16 protein-coding genes are annotated in these 22,221 nt (G+C 35.7%); 12 read left to right on the forward strand and 4 right to left on the reverse strand.

All coding sequences use genetic code 11. From position 1 onward, the window contains the following. Positions 1–2 precede the first annotated feature (2 nt). Positions 3–659: a PIG-L family deacetylase gene (locus tag IPH11_03540; GenBank protein MBK6912775.1), complete on the forward strand. Its 657-nt coding sequence runs from the start codon at positions 3–5 to the stop codon at positions 657–659. A 39-nt stretch (positions 660–698) separates the two neighbouring features. Then, a complete protein-coding gene (locus tag IPH11_03545; protein MBK6912776.1) occupies positions 699–1,754 on the forward strand; it encodes a polysaccharide biosynthesis protein in 1,056 nt (351 codons plus the stop codon). 284 nt (positions 1,755–2,038) lie between these two features. On the opposite strand, the gene IPH11_03550 is transcribed toward IPH11_03545, so the two are convergent. Then, entirely contained in the window at positions 2,039–3,502 is a 1,464-nt protein-coding gene (locus tag IPH11_03550; GenBank protein ID MBK6912777.1) for a peptidase M64, read from the reverse strand. Between the two features lie 119 nt (positions 3,503–3,621). Between IPH11_03550 and IPH11_03555 the strand changes: the two genes are divergently transcribed. The 3 genes from IPH11_03555 (at position 3,622) to IPH11_03565 (ending at position 8,773) form a co-directional block, all read left to right on the forward strand. Beyond that, positions 3,622–6,006: a CotH kinase family protein gene (locus IPH11_03555; GenBank protein MBK6912778.1), complete on the forward strand. Its 2,385-nt coding sequence runs from the start codon at positions 3,622–3,624 to the stop codon at positions 6,004–6,006. A gap of 135 nt (positions 6,007–6,141) precedes the next feature. Continuing rightward, a complete protein-coding gene (locus IPH11_03560; protein MBK6912779.1) occupies positions 6,142–7,461 on the forward strand; it encodes a GTPase in 1,320 nt (439 codons plus the stop codon). A gap of 67 nt (positions 7,462–7,528) precedes the next feature. Beyond that, positions 7,529–8,773, forward strand: coding sequence for a hypothetical protein (locus IPH11_03565; protein MBK6912780.1), 1,245 nt, complete (start codon positions 7,529–7,531; stop codon positions 8,771–8,773). Between the two features lie 100 nt (positions 8,774–8,873). Here IPH11_03565 and IPH11_03570 read toward each other — a convergent pair whose 3' ends face one another. From IPH11_03570 to IPH11_03580, 3 genes are all read right to left on the reverse strand, one after another. Continuing rightward, entirely contained in the window at positions 8,874–10,670 is a 1,797-nt protein-coding gene (locus IPH11_03570) for a T9SS type A sorting domain-containing protein (protein MBK6912781.1), read from the reverse strand. Between the two features lie 276 nt (positions 10,671–10,946). Beyond that, complete coding sequence (locus IPH11_03575; protein MBK6912782.1) at positions 10,947–11,258, reverse strand: hypothetical protein; 312 nt, start codon at positions 11,256–11,258, stop codon at positions 10,947–10,949. A gap of 254 nt (positions 11,259–11,512) precedes the next feature. After that, positions 11,513–14,311: a T9SS type A sorting domain-containing protein gene (locus tag IPH11_03580; protein MBK6912783.1), complete on the reverse strand. Its 2,799-nt coding sequence runs from the start codon at positions 14,309–14,311 to the stop codon at positions 11,513–11,515. Between the two features lie 225 nt (positions 14,312–14,536). On the opposite strand from IPH11_03580, the gene IPH11_03585 reads away from it, so the two are divergent. The 7 genes from IPH11_03585 (at position 14,537) to secD (ending at position 22,217) form a co-directional block, all read left to right on the forward strand. After that, entirely contained in the window at positions 14,537–15,613 is a 1,077-nt protein-coding gene (locus IPH11_03585; protein MBK6912784.1) for a glycosyltransferase, read from the forward strand. Next, positions 15,604–16,425: a class I SAM-dependent methyltransferase gene (locus tag IPH11_03590; GenBank protein ID MBK6912785.1), complete on the forward strand. Its 822-nt coding sequence runs from the start codon at positions 15,604–15,606 to the stop codon at positions 16,423–16,425. The genes IPH11_03585 and IPH11_03590 overlap by 10 nt, the downstream gene beginning before the upstream one ends. 120 nt (positions 16,426–16,545) lie before the next feature. Then, positions 16,546–16,950: a cytidine deaminase gene (locus IPH11_03595; protein MBK6912786.1), complete on the forward strand. Its 405-nt coding sequence runs from the start codon at positions 16,546–16,548 to the stop codon at positions 16,948–16,950. A gap of 1 nt (position 16,951) precedes the next feature. Next, positions 16,952–17,527 carry a thymidine kinase gene (locus tag IPH11_03600; GenBank protein ID MBK6912787.1) on the forward strand — a complete coding sequence of 192 codons (576 nt, stop codon included), beginning with the start codon at positions 16,952–16,954 and terminating at the stop codon, positions 17,525–17,527. 4 nt (positions 17,528–17,531) lie between these two features. Next, complete coding sequence (locus IPH11_03605) at positions 17,532–18,887, forward strand: NupC/NupG family nucleoside CNT transporter (GenBank protein ID MBK6912788.1); 1,356 nt, start codon at positions 17,532–17,534, stop codon at positions 18,885–18,887. 1 nt (position 18,888) lies between these two features. Continuing rightward, a complete protein-coding gene (locus tag IPH11_03610) occupies positions 18,889–19,710 on the forward strand; it encodes a purine-nucleoside phosphorylase (protein MBK6912789.1) in 822 nt (273 codons plus the stop codon). Positions 19,711–20,261: 551 nt separating this feature from the next. After that, positions 20,262–22,217 carry a protein translocase subunit SecD gene (gene secD, locus IPH11_03615; protein ID MBK6912790.1) on the forward strand — a complete coding sequence of 652 codons (1,956 nt, stop codon included), beginning with the start codon at positions 20,262–20,264 and terminating at the stop codon, positions 22,215–22,217. Positions 22,218–22,221: the final 4 nt, after the last annotated feature.

A 22,221-nucleotide genomic window follows, 5' to 3' on the forward strand; every position in this document is an offset into this window, starting at 1 on the left:
TAATGAAGGTACTTATCGTTGTTGCTCATCCTGATGATGAAATTCTGGGGATGGGAGGAACATTACTGAAACATCAAAATTCGGGCGACGAGATATTTATTCATATTCTTACAGATGGTCATTCATCAAGATTAAATGAAACAACAACAAACAAAAAAAATAGTGAGTCAATAAAAAGAAGGTTAAAATCAGCTCGTTTTGTTGCGAAGCAACTGAGTGCTATAAAAATTCATATTGACTCTTTCAAAGACCAAATGCTGGATAATTATCCATTAATTAAGATCGTTAAAGCAATCGAAATTTTTTCTAAAAAAATTGATCCCGATATTGTATATACACATTTTGGAGGTGATGTTAATATGGATCATCGTATTACTTTTCTTGCTGTGCTTACTGCTTTTAGACCCGTAAATAAAAATACTCCTTCCAAAATTTTATGTGCTGAGATTCCGTCTTCCACCGAATGGGGAGACATAAAATTCAATCCGAACTATTTTGTCGATATATCTGATTTTCTTGATAGCAAAACTAAGCTGTTGTCTTGCTATGATTATGAAATGAAAGAATTTCCTCACCCGAGATCAATTGAAGCAATAAAAAACCATTCTTATAACTGTGGAAGTGTAATATCTGCTAAAGCTGCCGAAGCATTTTTTTAATTAGAGAAATCTGGAAGTAATTATTATGGTGGATATAAAATGACAGAATCTAAAGATTTAACTAAGTACTTTGATCAATTGCTTAATAATTCTTTTGATGAAAATACTAGCTATTTGGATCTGCTAAAGGGTTTTACAAGTAGGCGAATTCTTATTACCGGAGCCGCAGGATCAATTGGATCAGAAATTTCAAAAAAAATTATCTCGTATAAACCAGAATCATTGGGGCTTCTCGACATAAATGAAAGCGAACTTAATAATCTAATACTTGATTTAACTGAACAAACAAAGATACCGGTTCATCTTTTCCTTTGTGATGTTAGTAGAAGAAATTCGTTGCAAAGCATTTTTAATAATTTCAAGCCTGAATTAGTTTTTCATGTGGCTGCATATAAGCATATACATATTTTAGAAGACTTCCCAGACGAAGCAATACGAGTTAATGTACTTGGAACTTATAATGTTGCTTCTTTATCCGGCGAATTTAATGCTGATAAATTTGTGTTTATTTCAACCGATAAGGCTGTAAATCCTATTAGTAAAATGGGGCAATCAAAAAAAGCAGCGGAGGCAATATTGTTAAAACTCGGTAAATTTTATAAAACAAATTTTATTATAATTCGGTTATGTAACGTACTAGGAAGCAGGGGTAGTGTATCCGAAATATTTATTAGACAAATATTAAAAGGTGGTCCGGTTACACTAACTCACCCAGATATGAAAAGATATTTTATAACCCTCCCTCAAGCGGCAATTTTTGCATTAAAGGCAGCCGAATATGGCAGAAATGGTTGTCTATTTATTCCCAGACTTAATAAACCTATAAAGATTGCAGAGCTTTTAAATGCACTTATTAAAAAATTTAATCCCTCTGTCGAACCACAAATAGAGGTGATAACTACTGGGTTTCGTAAAGGTGAAAAATTAATTGAGGAAATTTTGACTCGGGATGAAATTGATATTATGATATCCGTTGATGGATTATTAAAGATTGAGCCATATAAAATAAACCAAGATTATTTTGAATTCTTTAGCAATTTTTTAAATGTGGAGGATGATGAGTATTTAGATATCAAGAATAAAATACTTAATTAATATTCACCTTATGCAGGTGAGTATAAAACCTCCGAGGTTTTGTAAATAGTATCTTTCTGAGGCTGTTTTTTAGCGCTAAATAGAAAATATTTTCATAAACCTATTCATCGAAACCTCGGAGGTTTGCTGTTTTGCGTAACATGAGTTAATAGTTAAATGATCCATTCATTAGTAAAATTACCTTTGTGAATTTTTATAAAATAGTTGCAAAGATTTTTCTACGAACTTTGCTGGAGAAGTTATTCAATAAAAGTTCGCAGAGAAGTAATCAGTAAATTTCCTGTTCAATATATGTAATGATCTATCACATTCTTTATTGCTGCCTCACAAACTTTACAGAATGGTTTATCTCCTTTGGAAAACATTATACAGTCAAGCATCGGGCGGTAAAATCCTTTGGGTAAATATCCCGCCCCCTCGAATGCACCCACCTGATCCCAATATTTACTGCTCATCAAATACTTATCAACTTTTTCAGATTGCTGTTTATCTTTCATTGCGTATTCTTCTTCTGCTGCTTTGATTTGCTCCTCAGGTGCTCGATTCTTTTTTAACTCAGCGATGTAACTATTTAACCTGTTTCTTTCTTTTAACCACTCATAACTGAATTTATCAAACTCCTCCTTTCCCCACGGAGTTGGGATTTCAATTCCTTCACTTAAGTATTCTTTCCATTTCACATTTTGAGGATCCAGTAATGCAGTCACATTTGGTTCGATTGGTTCAAGAGTTGGTTTATAAAAATCATTATAAGCAACATCGGAAGTGTAATATTCGTCAGCAAGCCCGGTAAACGAATGACCGAACTCGTGCGTGAATAAATATTTTGCAAATTGATTGTCCGTGCTGTATGTGCAGAACTGATTATAGATTCCACCCCCGCCATAACGCGAATGATTGACTTGAATATAAATTGCATCATACGGAACATTTGCTGCAAGATCGCGCATAGTTTTATTGTCCTCAGTCATCAAATATCTTTCTGATCCAAGTGACCAAAAGGTTGTACTCAATACTGTATTGACAAAAATATCCGCGCCTGGCAAATCGGTACCGCTTTCTTCAGAGGGCTTGAACACACCATAAAAATTGAAATCACTTTTTTGAGAAGTGTAAGGTTCCTGTTCCAGAAAATAATTCACGAAACGATTCAAGTCATTTTCAAATTTTTCCCGCTCGCTAATCGTATAACCTTCGGCAAGAATAACAACATCAACCTTGAAATGCGGGTCGCCGCTGTATGCAGGTTGAAAAATCTCAGCCGAACTGTCTTCAACTTTATCTTTGATAATAAAAATATTTTGCGGATCAATCTCTGTCTTGAAAAATTCTTTCATTTCATTTTGTTCATTCCGTTCTTCGATTGCAAATATGATTTTGCTCTTGGGAAATGGAATGATTGCACTCTCTGAGAAACTTTTCATTTTTCCATCTACCCCGCCGTCAGATGATCTGTATTCACCAAAGAAAGTGTCAAAGCCTTTTGAGAAAATTAACTTGTTGGAAGCGGCATCATAAATTTTATAGTAGTATTTTCCATTATTCAAATCATCAACTAAGTGTGTGAGGCTTCCTGCCCAAATTCCATAGTGGTAAATTTTATCCATCGTTATCATTTCATTTTTTGCATCGCCTATGTGAAAGTAATCAATTCGCATTGTTTCGTCTAAAAAATAATCTTCAAAGAATAAATCATTTTGGGCAAATAATGGAATTGATATCAGCAGCAGGAAAATTATTTTTATCATTGTTACCTCTTTGTTAAAGTTCAATCTGAATTTAGTAATAGCAAATTAAGAATCTTTTAATGAACTTTGAATTAGATTTTTTTTGAAACTTTAACTGATAATCATATAGAAGATTTATTATGAAATTCAAATCATTTTATTTTTTAACTCAAATACTTATAATTTTTACCGTCATATTCTTTGGTGACTCACTTGCGCAGACCGATAATAGTTGGAAGCTGTACGATGATACTGAAGTTGCGTTAGTTGAGATCACTGTTGATCCTGCTGCAGTTGAATGGCTTTATCAAAATCCTCAAAGTGATTCGATGTTTGTCTGCTCGGTTCATTTCAAAAATTTATTAGTTGATAAAATAGTTGATTCGGTTGGATTCGGTTTAAGAGGGAACACTTCACGAGAAGCACAAAAAAAATCTTTCCAATTATCTTTTAATGAATTTATTAAAGGACAGCAGCTTTCTGATGTTGATGTTCTAAATCTTAATGCCGAGCATAACGATCCTTCAATTATCAGAAGTAAATTATGCTGGGATTTTTATAATAAGATCGGAATGATATCCAGCAGAGCCGCTCATTCAGAGGTTTACATCAACGGGCAATACTACGGACTATATATTTCCGTTGAACACATTGACGAAGAATTTCTTAAACATAAATTTTCAGATCCCGATGGTAATTTATGGAAATGCCTCTACCCTGCCGATCTTGTTTATCTCGGCAGCGATCCAAATCTGTATAAATTTAGTGACGGCAACCGACGAACCTATGATTTAAAAACTAATGAATCTGAAGATAATTATTTTCAGCTTGCACGATTGATAAATATAATTAATAATACTCCCGAAAATCTTTTTGCCGATTCGCTCGAAAAAATTATAGATGTCTCTGATGTATTAAAATATTTTGCGGTGAATATATTAACAGGAAGCTGGGATGATTACTGGTCGTTGATGAATAATTACTATCTCTACCACTCCCCGTCTGAAAATAAGTTTCACTGGATCCCATTTGATTACGACAATACATTTGGTGTTGATTGGTTCGACATAGATTGGGCAAATGTGAATCCTTATGATTTCCCCAAAATAGTTAACAGTGATAGACCGCTTGCTGAAAGGATGATGAATAATTTTCAGTATAAAAATCTGTACACGCACTTTCTTCAATTTTATCGCGACAATGTTTATGAGCTTCAACTTTGGGAAAATCGTATTGATGAAATCAAAGATATGATTACTCCATCTGCACTTGCTGATACTTTTAAAGGAAAAGACTACGGCTTCACTCCAAATGATTTTTTTGATTCATACTCTGCAACAGGATATTCGAATCAACACGTTAAACGCGGCTTAAAAGAATACGTGAATCTCAGAAATTCGTCTTTGAATTCATTTTTGTTTTTTGTAAATGCGCCACCAATCATTTATTCAATTGATTTTACCCCCACCATTCCGCTGCCAAATCAATCAATCGAAGTTAATGCTTCTGGATTTTCAAATGCAGGTATTAGCTCGATGATAATAAAATATTATCCACAGGATCATGCAAACTCAATTGATTATGCAATGACATTTAATCCTGTTGCTGGAACTATGCTTGTTGAGGAATCAGATAGATGGAGTGGAAATATTCCTGCGCTCGGCGATAATGGTTTTGGCTCTTTCCAAATTTTAGTAACGGATCAAAACAGTTTAAGTCAAACATATCCGCGCCATGGCAAAATTCATATTCAGACGCCTGAGATTTTATCCGACAATATTGTTATTAATGAACTGCTCGCAAAAAATGATTCCATTATTCCCGATCAGGATGGTGAATATGATGACTGGATCGAAATTTATAACCCAACCAATGAGCAAATAACGTTAACCGGAAAATATCTAACAGATGATCCTGATAGCTTAACGAAATGGCAATTTCCTTCCGCATTAATTCCTGCAAACAGCTTCCTCTTGATTTGGGCGGATAATGATTTAGCACAGCAAGGCTTTCACACTAACTTTGCTTTAAATGCTGACGGTGAATTTCTCACTTTAGTTGCAGAGGATGGGGTAACAGTTATTGATTCAATTTCATTCGGCTCACAAAGCGCTGACTTGTCTTTTGGAAGATTTCCTGATGCAAGTGTAGCATGGACTTTTCTGCAGCCAACCCCCCAAAGCAGTAATTTACTAACCGAAGTAAAAAATGAATTACTAATTGCTCCATTAGAATTTTCAATTCAAGCATTTCCAAATCCATTTAATCCTGAGGTAACAATTGAGTACAGTCTTCCAACTGGAATTGAGAACAACTTTCAGGAAAGAAAGGTTTCAATAAAAATATTTGACATTCTCGGTAATCAAGTTGCCGAGCTTCTTAATTCAACTCAATCGGCGGGCAGGCAAAGAATTATATGGAATGCGAAAAATAATTCCGGCGATATAATCAGTACCGGGGTTTATATAATCAGCATCAATACCGGTGAAAGTTTAAAATCAGTTAAAGTACTTTTTTTGAAGTAAAAAGATTTATAGAAAGAATTATTTTTTGTTCAAGTTTTTCAGTCTGAAAAGGCTTAATTTTCACATAGAAAAAAGAAATATTTAGTGTTTCTAAAACAAGATATTTCGTATTTATAAACAGTTAATGGAGATTTTATGGTTCGAAAAAATGTTTTAATTATGGGTGCAGCAGGTCGCGATTTTCACAATTTCAATGTATTCTTCCGCAACAATCATGATTACAATGTTGTAGCTTTCACTGCAACACAAATTCCAAATATCGAAGGGAGGATTGATCCAAAAGAACTCGCCGGAAAACTTTACCCTAATGGAATAAAAATTTATGAAGAATCAAAACTCGAAGAGTTAATTAAGAAGTTCAAAGTTGACGAAGTTGTTTTTTCATATTCGGATGTTCCATTTAATTATGTGATGACCAAGGCTTCTATTGTAAATGCTGCAGGCGTTTCATTTAGACTGCTTGGCGCAGCAGAAACTCAAATAAAAAGTACCAAGCCGGTAATAGCTGTTCTTGCGGTTAGAACAGGTTCGGGAAAATCTCAGACATCAAGAAAGATTGTTCAGATACTTCGCGAAGCCGGTAAGAAGGTTGTCGCTATTCGCCACCCCATGCCTTACGGCGACCTTGTTAAACAAAAAGTACAGCGATTCGCAACCTATGCCGATTTAAAAAAACATAAATGCACAATTGAAGAAATTGAAGAATATGCGCCGCATGTTGCAAGCGGCGGAGTTATTTATGCCGGCGTTGATTACGAAGCTATACTTCGCGAAGCTGAAAAAGAAGCTGATATAATTTTGTGGGATGGTGGAAACAATGACGTGTCTTTCTATAAAGCTGATCTAACTATTACCGTTGTTGATCCGCACAGACCGGGACATGAACTTACTTATTATCCCGGGAACACTTCATTAAGAATGGCTGATGTTGCTGTTATTAATAAAGTAGTAACTGCACAGCCGGAAAATATTCTTACAGTCACAAATAATATTAAATCTGTAAATCCAAAAGCAATAATTATTGAAGGCGCCTCCCCCGTTACGGTTGACAAACCTGAATTGATAACCGGTAAAAGAGTTTTAGTCGTTGAGGACGGACCAACACTTACTCATGGCGAAATGAAATATGGGGCAGGTGTAGTCGCTGCACAAAAACTTGGTGCAAGAGAAATTGTTGATCCCCGACCATTCACAGTAAAATCAATCAGCGCTACGTTTCAGAAATATCCAAACATCGGCGTGCTTCTTCCTGCGATGGGATATGGTGCTGCACAATTGAAAGATCTTGAGACTACAATAAATAATACCAAATGCGATTCAGTTGTTATCGGCACTCCGATTGATTTGAGCAGATACATTAAGATGAACAAACCATTCACACGTGTAAAATATGATCTTCAGGAAATTGGTTCTGTAACGCTGAAGGATATTCTAAAGAAAAAGAAAATGATTTAGTAAACTTCGTTATTTGATGTTTGCACTGAGAAATCAGTGCGAAGCATTTTTATTAAGAAGGAGAAGAATGAAAATTTCAGTTTTATTTATAACCCTCATCATATTTGCATTTTTGAATAATGAATCATTCTCGCAAGGAGAATCAGCGGTTCCATTTCTTTTAATCCAACTCTCACCTTCACTAAGTGCAATGGGACAAACAGGCACAGCCTTAGCCACTGAAGATCCTTTTGGGTTTATTTGGAATCCCGCACAACTTGGTTATACAAGCCAGAACAACAATTTTTCTTTTATTTTTTATCCAGCAAAAACCGAATGGCTACCTTCATTTAATTTAGGTTTAGAATTACATAGCTTAGCATTTAACTTAAGATATAATCTGAAGGATTTAATTGATTTCCCTTTAAGTGTAGGATTTGGCTATTCAAATTTTGAAATAAATTTTGGCGAATTTTCAAGAATTGGACCTGACCCGACAATTTTTAAGAATTCGAAAGATTACTATTCTGCTTATGCTTTAGGAGTTGGAATAAATTATTTTGCACAATTTAATATCGGTTTCACTTCTAAAAGCATAACTTCAATTCTTTCTGATAACGGCTCGGAAGAAAATACGACTGGTAGTTGGGAAGGAAGTGCAATAGATATTGGTTTATTATTAAATGTTCCCGTGTCAAAATTAATTGATGAGAATATTAAATTTATATTAGATGAAAATCTCGTAGCCCGGCCGGATTTTAATTTTTCTATTGGATATTCAAAATCAAACCTTGGCGACGAGGTTTACTATTTTGATAGGGCACAAACTGATCCTCTTCCAAGGATGGATAGAATTGGTTATGGTATTTCAACAGGATTCGATTTACTGAGTGATGCTTTTCGTATGAGAGTATTTAACTTTTCTCTAACCATTGAAGCAGATGATATACTTATTGCAAGAGACTCACTTGGATGGGATTATAGCTCTACCTTAAGCGATTTAAAGTTCTGGAAAAATCTTGTTAACATCGAAGGCACCAATAAAATCGTTTCACATATTGGATTAAAAATTGATTTATTTGAAACCATTTCATTTTATACTGGACATTTTTCTGGTCGCGGTTTTGATGAAAGGAAAACCAATGGTTTTGAACTAAGAGCAAAAGGATTATTAAGTCTGTGGGCTTTATGGGCAAAAGATCCTATAACAGATTTCCTGCGTGATCATTTTGACATTAGATATTATAACACAAATTACTTTGCCGATCACTTTTTTGAAACAAAACTCACCGGTTTAGCTTTTTACTTTCATAACATCAACTCATTGTTCTAAGAAAAAGAAAATGATTTAGTACTACAGATTAAATTAATTTCCAATTTATTTTCTGACTCTGTGGAAAAGTTATCACAGAGTCAGAAATAATTTATCAATCCTACCTCAGCAATATCATCTTCTTAGTTTCAACAAAACTACCAGATCGAAGTTGATAGTAGTACACCCCGCTGGACAGACTGATAGCCTGTCCTACGTTGAACTCAACTTCATACGTGCCGGGCTGCTGATGCTCGTTTACAAGTGTGGCGATTTCATTTCCCAAAACATCAAAAACTTTTAACGAAACCAATATGTCACTCTGAGCTTGTCGAAGAGTGACAGAGGGGACGGTGTATTTTATTTTTGTTGTGGGATTAAATGGATTCGGATAATTCTGTTCGAGCGAAAATTCTGTTGGTGAATTTATTTCAACTTCAACTGTGTTTGAATATTCAAATGTTCCATCAAAGTCAATTTGTTTTAATCTGTATTGATATTTTCCAGAAGAAAGATTTTCATCAGTGAAAGAATAACTCTTGGGTTCCGTAGTAGTCCCGAAGCCGGGAACGAAAGCAATTTGATTCCAGTCCTGATTGCCGACTGAAGACTGAGGACTGCCGACTTGTTTTCTTTCTATCTCAAACCCGCTGTTGTTTGTCTCCGTTGCTGTTTGCCAGTTGAGTGTTATGTTGTTTTGCTGTGCTATGGCTGTGAATGATGTTAACTCGACAGGGACGATGTCACTGGAGATTCTTAAAAGCATAACTTCTTTTTGAAAAAACACTTGCGATTGAGCTCCGGCAACTATGTAATCACCATTTTGAACTTGAAATACGGAATAACATATTGTACTTGCATCTAATGTGCCATTGAGGTTAGTAAAACTATTGATAAACAAAGTCCATAAAGTATCTCCAACAGAATCAGTCCTGATAATCCATCCACGATTCTCAATGTCCGGTGGAGAAGCACCACCAACAACAATATAACCACCATCCTGTGTTTGCTGGACTGAATAACCAACGTCTATATCATGGTCATAATCATAATTCTTTGACCATTGCTCATTACCAAGCGAATCTGTTTTTACTAACCAAACATTTGAGAATCCTAGAATCGAATTATACCCGGTAATAGCGAAACCATTATCAGACGTGTTCGTTACTTGATTAAACCAATCGCTATTTTGACTACCGTAATAAGATTTAGTCCAAAGTGTATCACCGTTTACATCTAATCTTAACACCCATCCATTACAACCAGCATATCCGTTACAATCTGTAGCGCCTGCCGCAATCATTCCAATATCGGATAATGACTTTATAGAAAAAAGTCTCTGGTCTTTAATTTCATTGCCAAAAGATTTTGACCAAAGTAAATTTCCCTCAGTATCAACTTTTATTATCCAGTCATCGCTATCACTCGTGTTTGCATCTTTTTCACCAGCAATTATAAAGCCCTCGGGATTAAAAATGTCAACAGATCTTCCATAATCATCATTTACACCACCGAATGTTTTTGTCCAAAGCGTATCGCCAAGTGAGTCAGCTCTTATTAAATAAAAATCAAACCCACCCGCTCCAAATGATGATGTTGCGCCTGCTAGTATATACCCACCATCATCTGTCTGTTTTAGATCATAGCCATAGTCATCATCATTTCCGCCGTATGTCCTTGTCCAGAGTGTGTCTCCGTTTTCATTAGTCTTTATTAGCCATACGTCAAAACTATCTGCTCCGAATGAATTGGTGTAACCCACAATTGCAAAACCATTATCATTAGTTTGAATTACCGACCTGCCCAAATCATCTGTTGTGTTTAGTCCATAATTTTTCTTCCATAATATTTCTTGAGCAAATAGTAGGGACTGAATACTTACGAGAATACTTAAAATTATTATTATTGACTTATTCATTTCATCCCCCTAATCCGCCGTACAGTCGGTTATAGGTTCACTGCAGAATATGCTCTGCCAGTCATTTCCTTTTTTCCATCTATTGTCTTCATAGATAACCGAATTTAAGAGAGTATTACATTCTCCTACGGGACAATTATGAGGATAGTCTAGCGGACAAAGAAAGATATTGTTTTTTATCTTTCCCATTGTGCCAGAATCCCAATTTTCTATTCTTAATGGCCAACGGTCTATAACTAAATTAACAATCGTACAATTCTGAACATCAGAATAAAACTAACCATTGGTGAGGTCATTACTTTGTGTTATCCCTATTCCTTTTCCACCCGCAATATAACTGTTATATGCTCTCAATAATGGCTTTTCAGTTTGCGGGTCTTTGTAGCCGGCTTCTATGCTTGATTTTTTAGGATGTGCAGTGTTTTTATAACACTCATTCACGGTCAGTCTGCCAGCTGTTTGTCCATCTTCCTGATATGTTGCCCCTGGTTCATCTACAGAATTGTAGTTTGTGTTTATTGAACTTGAAGCAATAAACAAAGCAATTACTGCAAAGAAAAGAACCGATCGAACAAGAATGATTTTCATCAGAACCTCCTGAAATATTACTTAAACAATATCAAATAAGTTATTTACCTCTCCTGATAAAATTTTCGAAAGTATATTACAAATAGAAATGGAGAAAGTCAAGAACTGAAAATAAAGGAAAGACTTGTATCAGAATTATCACTGAACGAGTAAAAAGAAATAATACACTGAACAAAAAAAAGGCGAGCCATTTCCGGCTCGCCTTTTCATTAATTATCTATTATCTGACGTTTGACATTTGTCGTCTGACATATTTACTTCATCAAGATCATTTTCTTAACCGAAGTATTCTTTCCGGAATCAAGTCTGTAAACATAAATTCCTGTTGAAAGATTATTTGCATCAAAATCAACAGTGTATCTTCCCGGCTTCATATTTTTGCTAATGAGTGTAGCAACTTTTTCACCGAGTAAGTTAAATACAGTTAAGTTTACAAATCCTTCTTCAGCAATTGAATATTTAATTGTTGTAGTTGGATTGAATGGATTCGGGAAGTTCTGCTCAAGAGCGAATTCGAGCGGAACATTTACTTCAACTTCAACTTCGTTTGAGTATTCGAAAACGCCGCCAAAGTCAATTTGTTTTAGTCTGTAAATGTTTTTACCTGTTTCGAGCTTTGTATCGAGATATGAATAGTTTCTGATTTCAGTAGTTGTTCCAAAGCCAGGTACATAACCAATCTTTTGGAACTGTCCATTTACTTTCTTTTCTATTTCAAATCCCTGATTGTTAAGTTCAGTAGCAGTTGACCAATTAAGTTCAACACCTTTTTCCTTAACAGAACCGGTGAATGAAGTTAACTCAACAGGCACAGGATCACTTGCCCAAACCTGGAAGTTATCAATTGCCCACCACCAATCCCATCCTGGTTGAACGGTTTTTAGTCTTACTAAGAAGTTGGTTAGATGAGCTACACTTGTTATATCAATATTTTCGTGTGAGGCTCTTACATCTGTTTCATCAAATGTTAAAACGTTTGTCCATGTTGTTCCGCCATCGGTGCTAACATCAATATAAGCGAAATCAGCATTGTCTATTGCCTGCCAGTCATTATCGAACTCTAACCAAACCGTGTTATAGCCGGTAGCATCAACAGGAGTGATTAAAGTAGCAGTAGTATTTGTTGTAGTACCGGATCCGCAAAGATCAGCATCAGCAGCAAAAACATTACCTGCCGCAGTTGAAGGCAGGGTATAAGACCGACTGCTTAATGGAATTATTTCCCAAACACAATTCCCACCGTCATTTGTAATATTCCAGTTACCGCTTCCTGCTTCAAAGTCATCATTAAAAATAACTAAGAGATTAGGATCCTGTTCGGTAGTGAAACTCCATGTTGGACCGGCAGTTCCACAAGTACCATCTTCATTAATAACTCTCCAATAATAAGTAGTCCCATAGCTCAAGGGTAAAGAAGTAATATCCCATGAAGAGAATAAACTTCCGCTTTGAACAATAGGCATAGAACCGGGATCAGTACCAAAATATAAAGTGGTGGTAGTGGCATTTACACCATTTGTCCAGCTAATTGAAGGTAAATTAATTGATACATCATTAGCGCCGCTAACAGGATTTGGATCAGTTGGTGCACCGACAGGACAAGGATCGCCGAAAGTTACAGGAGCAGTCCAGGCTTGGTAAATTCCTGTTTTATCATCTGCCCAATAAGGCCAGATAGTTCCATTTGATTCGGTAACTCCAATGTAATCACCTTGATAACCACCGGCTAATCCAGGAATCGATTTTGGTTTAAAGTGATGATCACTTACTTCAACTTCTGTCCAGCTATCGCCGCCGTCAATTGATCTTGCAAGATAAACTGTTGCAGAGTCGTTTGATAAATCTCTTGCATCATAGTAAACAACATTAACTGCACCATCATCACCACTGACAACAAGAGCAGGCATATACTGTTCTGCGCCATTGTTTAGAGCATCCTGATTAACACGGATACCCGCAGACCAGGTTGTTCCGCCATCAGTAGATTTGTGAAGAATAATATCGGGATCAGATCCAGCCGGGGCTAAATTCTTTTCTGCATGAACTATATAAATCCAACCATTTCTAGCACCGCCGGAAGTATCTACACCCATCCATGGAAAATCATTTACTCTAATGCTTGTTGCAAAAAGAAATCCCCTGATACCATTACAATCGTAAATGTTATTGTTTACGCTCCATGTAACACCACCATCTGTTGACTTGCCAAATCCCATAAAGTCACCGGTATAAGGCGAACCAAGAGTAGGACTTTGCCAAGCAACATAAACTTCGCCATTGGGACCGATAGCTCCGTTACAACCTTGTGCATAATGGTTAGCAGGGGGAGTATTAATATTTACCGGTGAACTCCAGTTTACGCCGCTATTTGTTGAATAAGAAACTGCAATTGGAGGAGCTGAAGCAGTAAATCTTGACCAGGTTGCATAAACTCTTCCGAAATACGGACTATTAGGTTGGTTATCTACTACTGTATGATTTTTATCCTGTGAACCTGTAATAATATTTATAATTGAACTCCAATTAGAACCGCCGTCTGTTGAGTAAGCAGCTTTTAATCCATTAAATCCACCGTCAAGAAAAGTCATATAAAATCTACCTGCTGCATCAATAGCAGGGGCGGGGTCGCCGCCATGACCACTAACAGGGGTGGTTTTGCATGTATCACTTCCGTGCCAGGTTAAACCGCCATCGTTGGTAATATAAACGCCTTCGCTAATAAAGAAGGGACTGATGCGAACAGAGTTTGATGAACCAAATAATGTGTTTGGATCGGTCGGATGTTTTTGAATTGGAACTTCAGACTGTGTGAAGTTACTCGGGTGAACACGAACACTAATTCCTACCGTAGCAGTTCCAAGCGGGGTCGGGACGATTCTCGGAAGTTTGTTCGGGTGGATATAATTGATATGAGAAGGTGGAACTACAAATGGTTCCCCGGTCGGCTGAATTTGTGTGTTCCAAACTCTTGGATCTTCGAATTGTCCGAAGACTAAAGAAGAGGAAAATAGGAAAGTCAGCACTGCAGAATAGAGAAGTAATTTTACTCTCATTGATGCTCCTGTTTATATTGATGAATTATGATTTTGGTTTGTCCTTAAGGGCTTGATGAATTTCTAATTAAACTTGATAGAATTTTATAAAAACCTTATGAACTTGGATGTTAAAATAAGTATTTATTTTATTAAAAAAAGCAACTTGAAGTTTTTTTTATATTTGTCAGTAAATAATTATTTCTTAATGTTGCTATCAGTAACAGTATATTCGCATTCAAGAAAATGACATTAATAATTTTTTTAATACTGTTTTTTATTGGAATAAATGCATTGATTTTTCTATCATTAAGATCAGAATCAGATTGTGCTATCAGTTCTCAAAATCAGATTCAATTTTCAATTATCATTGCAGGTAAAAATGAAGAGAATAATCTTGAGCATCTTTTTTCCGCATTACATAATCTTGATTATGATAAAAATAAATTAGAAGTAATTTTTGTAGATGATAATTCCACCGATAACACTTACAACCTTGCAGTCCAATTGAGCCGCACATTTAGTAATTTTAGAATCATTAAATGCACAAGCAAACCATTCGCCGGGAAAAAAGGCGCTCTCGCAGTTGGAATTCAATCCGCCAAATTTCCATTTATATTAATCACCGATGCCGACTGCGTACCTGAAAACGGCTGGTTGAATTCATATTCACATTGCTTTAACAAAGGGTTTGATTTTTTAATTGGCGTGGCTCCATTTTACCAATCAATCAACGGCATCAATAAAATATCTTGCTTTGAAAATCTTCGAAGTTCTATCTTGACTTTTGCGTTTGCTAAATTAAGATTTCCTTACACAGCTTCCGCGAGAAATTTTGGATTTAGAAAAGAGGCTTTTGAAAAAATCGGCGGATACTCGAACACAACTGAAACTCTTAGCGGCGATGACGATTTACTTTTGCATGAAGCGATTAAACATAAGTTAAAAATCGGTTGTGTTACAAATCGCAATTCGTGGGTTTATTCAAATTCAAAAATCACTTTGAGAGATTATCTGAATCAAAAAGCACGGCATACTGAAACATCGCTTCATTATTTATTTAGCCGCCAAATGGTACTCGGGCTTTGGCATCTAATTAATTTAATAATGATTCTCAGTCCGTTTTTATTTTTTTTCAATCAATTATTTCTTCTTTTGTTTCTTATGAAAATGACGGTTGATATTTTTTTAATTAAATCCTTTGATAAAAAGTTTGGATACACATTTCAATTCTTCGAAATAATTTCGCTGCAAATTTTTTATGAATTTTTTATAGTCATAAATTTCTTTAACGCTTCTACAAAAAAGATTGAATGGAAATAGAAACAGAATCACCAGCCTGGCTTGATAAAGCACATCCCAATTTTCTCAGATGGCAAAAAGGAAGATTAGCAGCAGAAGCACGCGGGAATTTTGTCAAGCAAATTGTCTCCCATTTCCTTGAGTGCAAAAATTTATCAGTACTCGATCTTGGTTCGGGTGAAGGCGGAACTTCAAATGTATTCAGCAAGGATAATTGTGTTGTTAGTTTTGATTTAAGTTTAATAAGATTACTGCGGCAAAATGGTCTGGATAAATTTTATAAAGTTAATGGAAATGGATTAATCCTGCCATTTAAAAACAATTCGTTTGATTTAGTAATTGTTCAAGATGTGATTGAACATTTGCAAACAATAAATGATTTTTATCTTGAGATCATTCGCATATTAAAACCTAACGGAACTATCTATCTAAGCACTCCAAATAAGCTTTCTATTTTTAATTTTTTAGCCGATCCGCATTTTGGGTTGCCTGTGCTTTCTATCCTTAAACGAGAGAGTATTAAAAAATATTTTTTGAAATATTTTCGTAAAAAGGATTTTGAGAGAACTGATGTTGCTCAACTTTTATCTCTGAAAGAACTCATCAAAATATTTAATAAAGATTTTGATATTCACCTGCTTACAAAATTTTCAGTGATTGAGTTATTTAGTGGAAATAGCGGAATTGTATGGAGTGAATTCCACCTTACGATTATTCGTATTTGCAAATTTATCAACCTGGATTGGCTGATTACTAAACTTGCAAATGATAAGTTTGGACTCGTAAATAAATTTTTTACGCCAACGTTTTACCTTACGCTTAAAAGAAAGTAAGACAAAATTTGCCACGGATTTCACGAATTAACACTAGTGAATTTTTAACACCTGAAATTAGTGGTTAAAAATTTTAAATTTGGGTTAAGTTATTTTTAAAATAAATTTTTATAGAAGATTATGGATTACAAATTACTTATTCAAAAAGCAGTTGATGCAAAAAAATTTGCTCATGCACCTTACTCAAATTTCAAAGTCGGGGCAGCATTATTAACTGCCGATGGTAAAATTTATACCGGCTGCAATATTGAAAATAGCTCATACGGTTTAACAATTTGCGCCGAGCGAACAGCAATATTCAAAGCTATGAGTGAGGGCGAAAGAAAATTTTCGGCGTTGGCTATCATCGGTGATACTGAAGACTACCTCCCTCCCTGCGGTGCCTGCAGACAAATTATCTATGACCATTGTGGAAATATTGATATAATCCTTATTAATAAATCTCTTAATTATAAAATTTTTTCAACGCAGGATTTGCTTCCTTTTGCTTTTGGTGATGCAAATCTAGATAACGCTAAAAATTAAAATGGAATTTAAACCTCACTCATTACCCCAAAATGTTGGATGGATTGAAGTAATTGCAGGCTGCATGTTCAGCGGTAAAACTGAAGAGTTAATCAGAAGACTTCGCCGTGCTGAGATTGCAAAACAAAAAGTTGTAATCTTCAAACCGAAAATTGATAACAGATATTCGACTGATTCAATTGTCTCACACAGTGAGCAATCTCTCCCCTCCATTTTAATAGAGGATGATTCCGAGATAATTAAACTTAGCTCCAATGCCCAGGTAATTGGGATAGATGAAGCTCAGTTTTTTTCAGGTGATTTAGTCAATATTTGCAATTCACTTGCAAACTCCGGTAAGCGCATGATAGTGGCAGGGTTAGATCAGGACTATAAGGGCATTCCGTTCGAGTCTATGCCGCAGCTTCTTGCCATTGCAGAATACATCACAAAAACTTTAGCGATTTGCATGGTGTGCGGTAACCCTGCTGATAAAACTCAGCGCAATACAATTTCATCCGAACGTGTAGTTGTTGGTGCTGCAGATATTTATGAAGCGCGCTGCCGCAAATGTCATTATATCCCTGAAGATAAATAGGAGAATTATGGACTTTATCTCATTGGTTCGCGGCATCGCTGGAATAATACTATTAATTGGTATCGCATTTATTTTTTCCAATAATAAAAGAAAAATTAATTGGCGATTAGTGTTAAGTGGAATTGCAATTCAAATTGTTTTTGCAATTTTGATTTTAAAAGGCGATTCACTTCGGCAGGTTTTTTATCCGCTTGGTTTTGCAAAAGATTTTTTTAATTGGGTAAGTGGATTTTTTGTACTCATATTGAATTTTACATCTGAAGGAGCAAAGTTTGTTTTTGGTGATCTGGCACTTAGCCCCGGGAATGAAGGAAGTCTCGGAATGTTTTTCGCTTTTCAAGTTCTGCCTACAATAATTTTTTTCGCAAGCTTAATGTCAGTGCTTTATTACTTCGGAATTATGCAGAGAATAGTTCAGGCAATGGCATACGTGATGGCAAAAATTATGGGAACCAGTGGTGCCGAATCATTATCCTGTACCGCAAATATTTTTGTCGGTCAAACAGAAGCACCGCTGATGATCAAGCCTTACATCAAAGGAATGACGAACAGCGAAGTGCTGACTGTAATGGTAGGGGGAATGGCAACTATCGCAGGTGGAGTGATGGCGGCTTATATTCAGATACTCGGTAATTCATATTCTCAATCTTTAGGAATTCCGTTGGCAGAAGCACAGCACATATTTGCTACACAACTGCTTGGAGCAAGTGTAATGGCTGCACCTGCAGCGCTTGTAATTTCAAAAATTATTTTCCCGGAAATTTCCGATCCCGAAACAAAAGGCACAGTTAAAATAAAAGTGGAAAAGAATGCTCACAATTTTATTGAAGCTGCCGCAAATGGAGCTGGTGATGGACTATCATTGTCACTAAATGTTGGCGCTATGTTAATAGCTTTCATCGCACTGATTGCTCTGGTAAATTATTTGTTACAGGGTTTCGGAGATTTGGTTGGAATTAATAATTCATTGATTCAATCTTATGGTCAGCCTCTTAACTTTCAACTTATATTAGGCTGGGGACTTCAATATCTCGCATATGGAATTGGAGTGCCCTGGGAAGACGCACTCCATTTCGGAAGTTTGATTGGTACAAAAATTACTCTAAATGAATTTGTTGCATACCTCGATTTAGGGAAACTTATTGAAATGAAAATATTAGTAAATGAAAAATCTATCTTGATGGCTACCTATGCCCTCTGCGGGTTTGCTAATTTCAGTTCAATCGCAATTCAAATCGGGGGGTTGGGTCCACTGGCTCCTTCAAGGAAAAGTGATATTGCAAGTCTTGGTTTAAAAGCTGTGCTTGGTGGTTCGCTCGCAACATTGATGACGGCAACTCTTGCAGGAATTTTATTTTAATATGATTGACTTTGATTATAAATACAAAGAGGCAATCGAATTTGTACAGAAAAAATTTTTTACTAAACCCGATTTAGCAATTATACTTGGCAGTGGTCTTGGCGATTTTGCAAATTCTTTTGATGGTTCAATCAAAATTTTGACAAGCGATATTCCTACCTACCCTCATTCAACTGTAATCGGACATAAAGGTGAAATTGCTCTTGTGAATTATGCTGGAAAGAATGTGATTTTGTTCTCAGGACGTATTCATTTTTATGAAGTTTACAATCTTTCGCAATGTTTATTGCCAATTCATTTAATTAAAAAATTGGATTGCGATAAATTGATTTTGACAAATGCCGCCGGTGGAATAAATAAAAATTTTATCCCTGGCGATTTAATGCTTGCTTCTTCATTCAATGGAATTTGGATAAAAAAAGAGTTTGCTGAATTATTCGGAGTAGGATCTGATTCTACAATTAATAATTTCAGGAACTTACCATCTAATAGTTTAAATCATAAAATAAAATCAGCAGCCGAAAAAGAAAACATAAAGATTAAAGAGGGAGTCTATTGGTTCACAAAGGGTCCTTCCTACGAAACTCCATCCGAAGTAAGATTGATCAAAAAATTTGGCGGAGATGCAGTGGGGATGTCAACGGTTCATGAAGCTTTTTACTCCGCACTTTTAGGAATACAAACAAGTGCTATTTCCTGTATCACAAATTTTGCTTCAGGAATTTCTAATCAAAAACTTTCACACGCCGAAGTTACAGAAACAGCTTCACGAATTAAAAGTAAATTTGAAGCCTTACTAAAGGCAATAATTAAAGTTTTATAATCTACTTATTTCTTTTATAAATTATTAAGTCATCTAAAGCAAAAAGTCAAGCTTCAAAAATTTCAAAAATATAAGATGGGTGAGTTATTAACTTATGTTACGCATAAATTGATTTTTCATGAATTCTCCTTAGTGAAACTTGGTGATTTAGTGCCTTTGTGGCTTAATTTCTAACTTTTTCTTTTGCCACCAAGTCACAAAGACACTAAGAAATCACAAAGTGCCTAACATCAGTTATTAAAATAAGTGTAATCCATCCTCGTCTTCATAACCATAAGGGGCACGATTCATTTGAATAAGCAGATAAACAAAGCCTATGACATAAAGGAAAATTGCAAAAATCACTTAGCGCCTCTTAATTTATTTTATTTCTGACATGACTATAGTTTTCCTTTCAAGTTAAAAGGGACATTTTATTAAGAATTGCACGATTAAAATCAGATAAAAAAATAACTTGATATTATCTAACTGAAATTTGTTGACTTTCTAAGGCTTTAAGGGTAATTTTGTCAGCTAATTAAACTAACTTAATCCAGAAATACATATTGATTATGAAAGAATACCGATTTCGAATAGTGCTGATTGCTGCAGCCATAGCTCTTTGTGTTTATTTACTCTATCCAACTTATGTGGATAAACAGAATTCTAATAGGATTGATTCTGTCTTGCTTCAAAAAAGTAAAGAACTCAAGAAACAAAATCCGCAATTAACTAAATCTCAATTGGACAAAATGTTGAGGAGTGTTGAGGACAGCATAAAATCCTCCGATCCATCCATAAATGAAACGAGATTGAAACGTGTTAAACTCGGGCTTGATCTCCAAGGCGGCATGCGAGTAGTTATCGAAGTTAATACGGGTAAAATGCTTGATAAACTTGCCGGTAAAAAAACCGACGACATATTTAAACAAGTACTCGCCGAAGCGGAAAAAGAAGCTGCTTTAACTGATGATAATATTGTTGATATTGTTGGACGTAAGTTTTCAGAACGCGGAATAAGACTAAGCAAATACTTTGGAACCATTCGGGATGAAGACAGCGATATTTTAAGTCAGCTTAATAAAGATACCGAAGATGCTGTTACTCGTGCGATGGAAATTATTAGAAACCGTGTTGACCAATATGGTGTTTCTGAGCCTTCAATTCAACGCCAGGGAAGCAGAAGAATTATTGTTGAACTTCCCGGTGTTGCAAGAGAAGAAGAGGCAAAGCAGCTTTTGCAAGGCACAGCTTTATTGGAATTCAGAATTGTAAAAGATCCCGAATTAACAATTAGTGTTATGCAAAAAATTGACGACGTTCTTTCCGGCAAAGTTTTAGATGATACAACCGGAATTGATTCTACCAAACAAATAGCAGAAAATAAAACTGATTCCACAAAAGTTGATTCAACTAAAATCGCTTCGACTGATACGGCAAATAATCAGCAGCTTTCGCAGGAAGAATTTGCAAAGCAGCATCCATTTTTTGCAGTTGCACTTCTTGATCCGCAAAGCCAGGTTGCCGATGCTTATGTGAAAGAAGATGATCGAACAAAAATTACTTTGATGTTGAACAGACCCGAAGTTCAAAAAGTAATTCCTAATAATGTCGAATTTGTTTTTTCTGCAAAAGCAATTGGTACTCAGGAAGGAAAAGGAATTTATACACTTTATATGGTGAATAAAGAACCCGAACTTACTGGCAGTGTTATTACTGATGCACTTGCAAATATCGACCCAAGCTCTTCAGCACCAATTGTTAATATGACAATGAATACTGAAGGCGCAACTCAATGGGCAAGAATAACAGGCGCAAATGTGAATAAAAGAATTGCAATCATACTTGATGGTTTGGTTTTTTCTGCCCCAAATGTTAAAAATAAAATTACAGGCGGAAGAAGCCAGATTGAAGGTATGGCTAACATGGAAGAAGCAAAACTTCTTGAAATTATTTTAAAAGCCGGAGCTCTTCCTGCCCCCGTTGATATAATTGAAGAAAGATCTGTTGGACCATCCTTAGGTGAAGATTCTATTTCGAGCGGCTTTAATTCAGCCCTCATCGGGTTTCTGCTTGTTGCAGTATTTATGATAATCTATTATTTACGGGCTGGAACAATCGCATCGGCTTGCCTCATATTTACAATATTATTTATTCTCGGAATACTTGCCGGGTTTAGCGCTACACTAACTCTTTCCGGAATCGCCGGAATTATTCTAACAATAGGTATGGCCGTTGACGCCAACGTTCTTATCTTTGAAAGAATCAGAGAAGAATTAGCTACTGGTAAAACTTTGAAAGCCTCAATAGACAGCGGTTTTTCAAAAGCAAATTCTGCTATCATAGATTCTAACATAACCACTTTCTTTACAGGTATAATTCTTTATCAGTTTGGAAGCGGTCCGGTGCAAGGTTTTGCTCTTACACTGATGATTGGTATAGCTGCAAGTTTGTTCAGCGCTCTTGTAATTGCGAGAGTAATTTTTGATATAATGGTTGCCAGAGGCAGTAAAATTTCTCTCGGTTAAAAAT

The sequence above is a fragment of the Ignavibacteriales bacterium genome (assembly GCA_016709155.1).
Lineage (GTDB): Bacteria > Bacteroidota > Ignavibacteria > Ignavibacteriales > Ignavibacteriaceae > JADJEI01.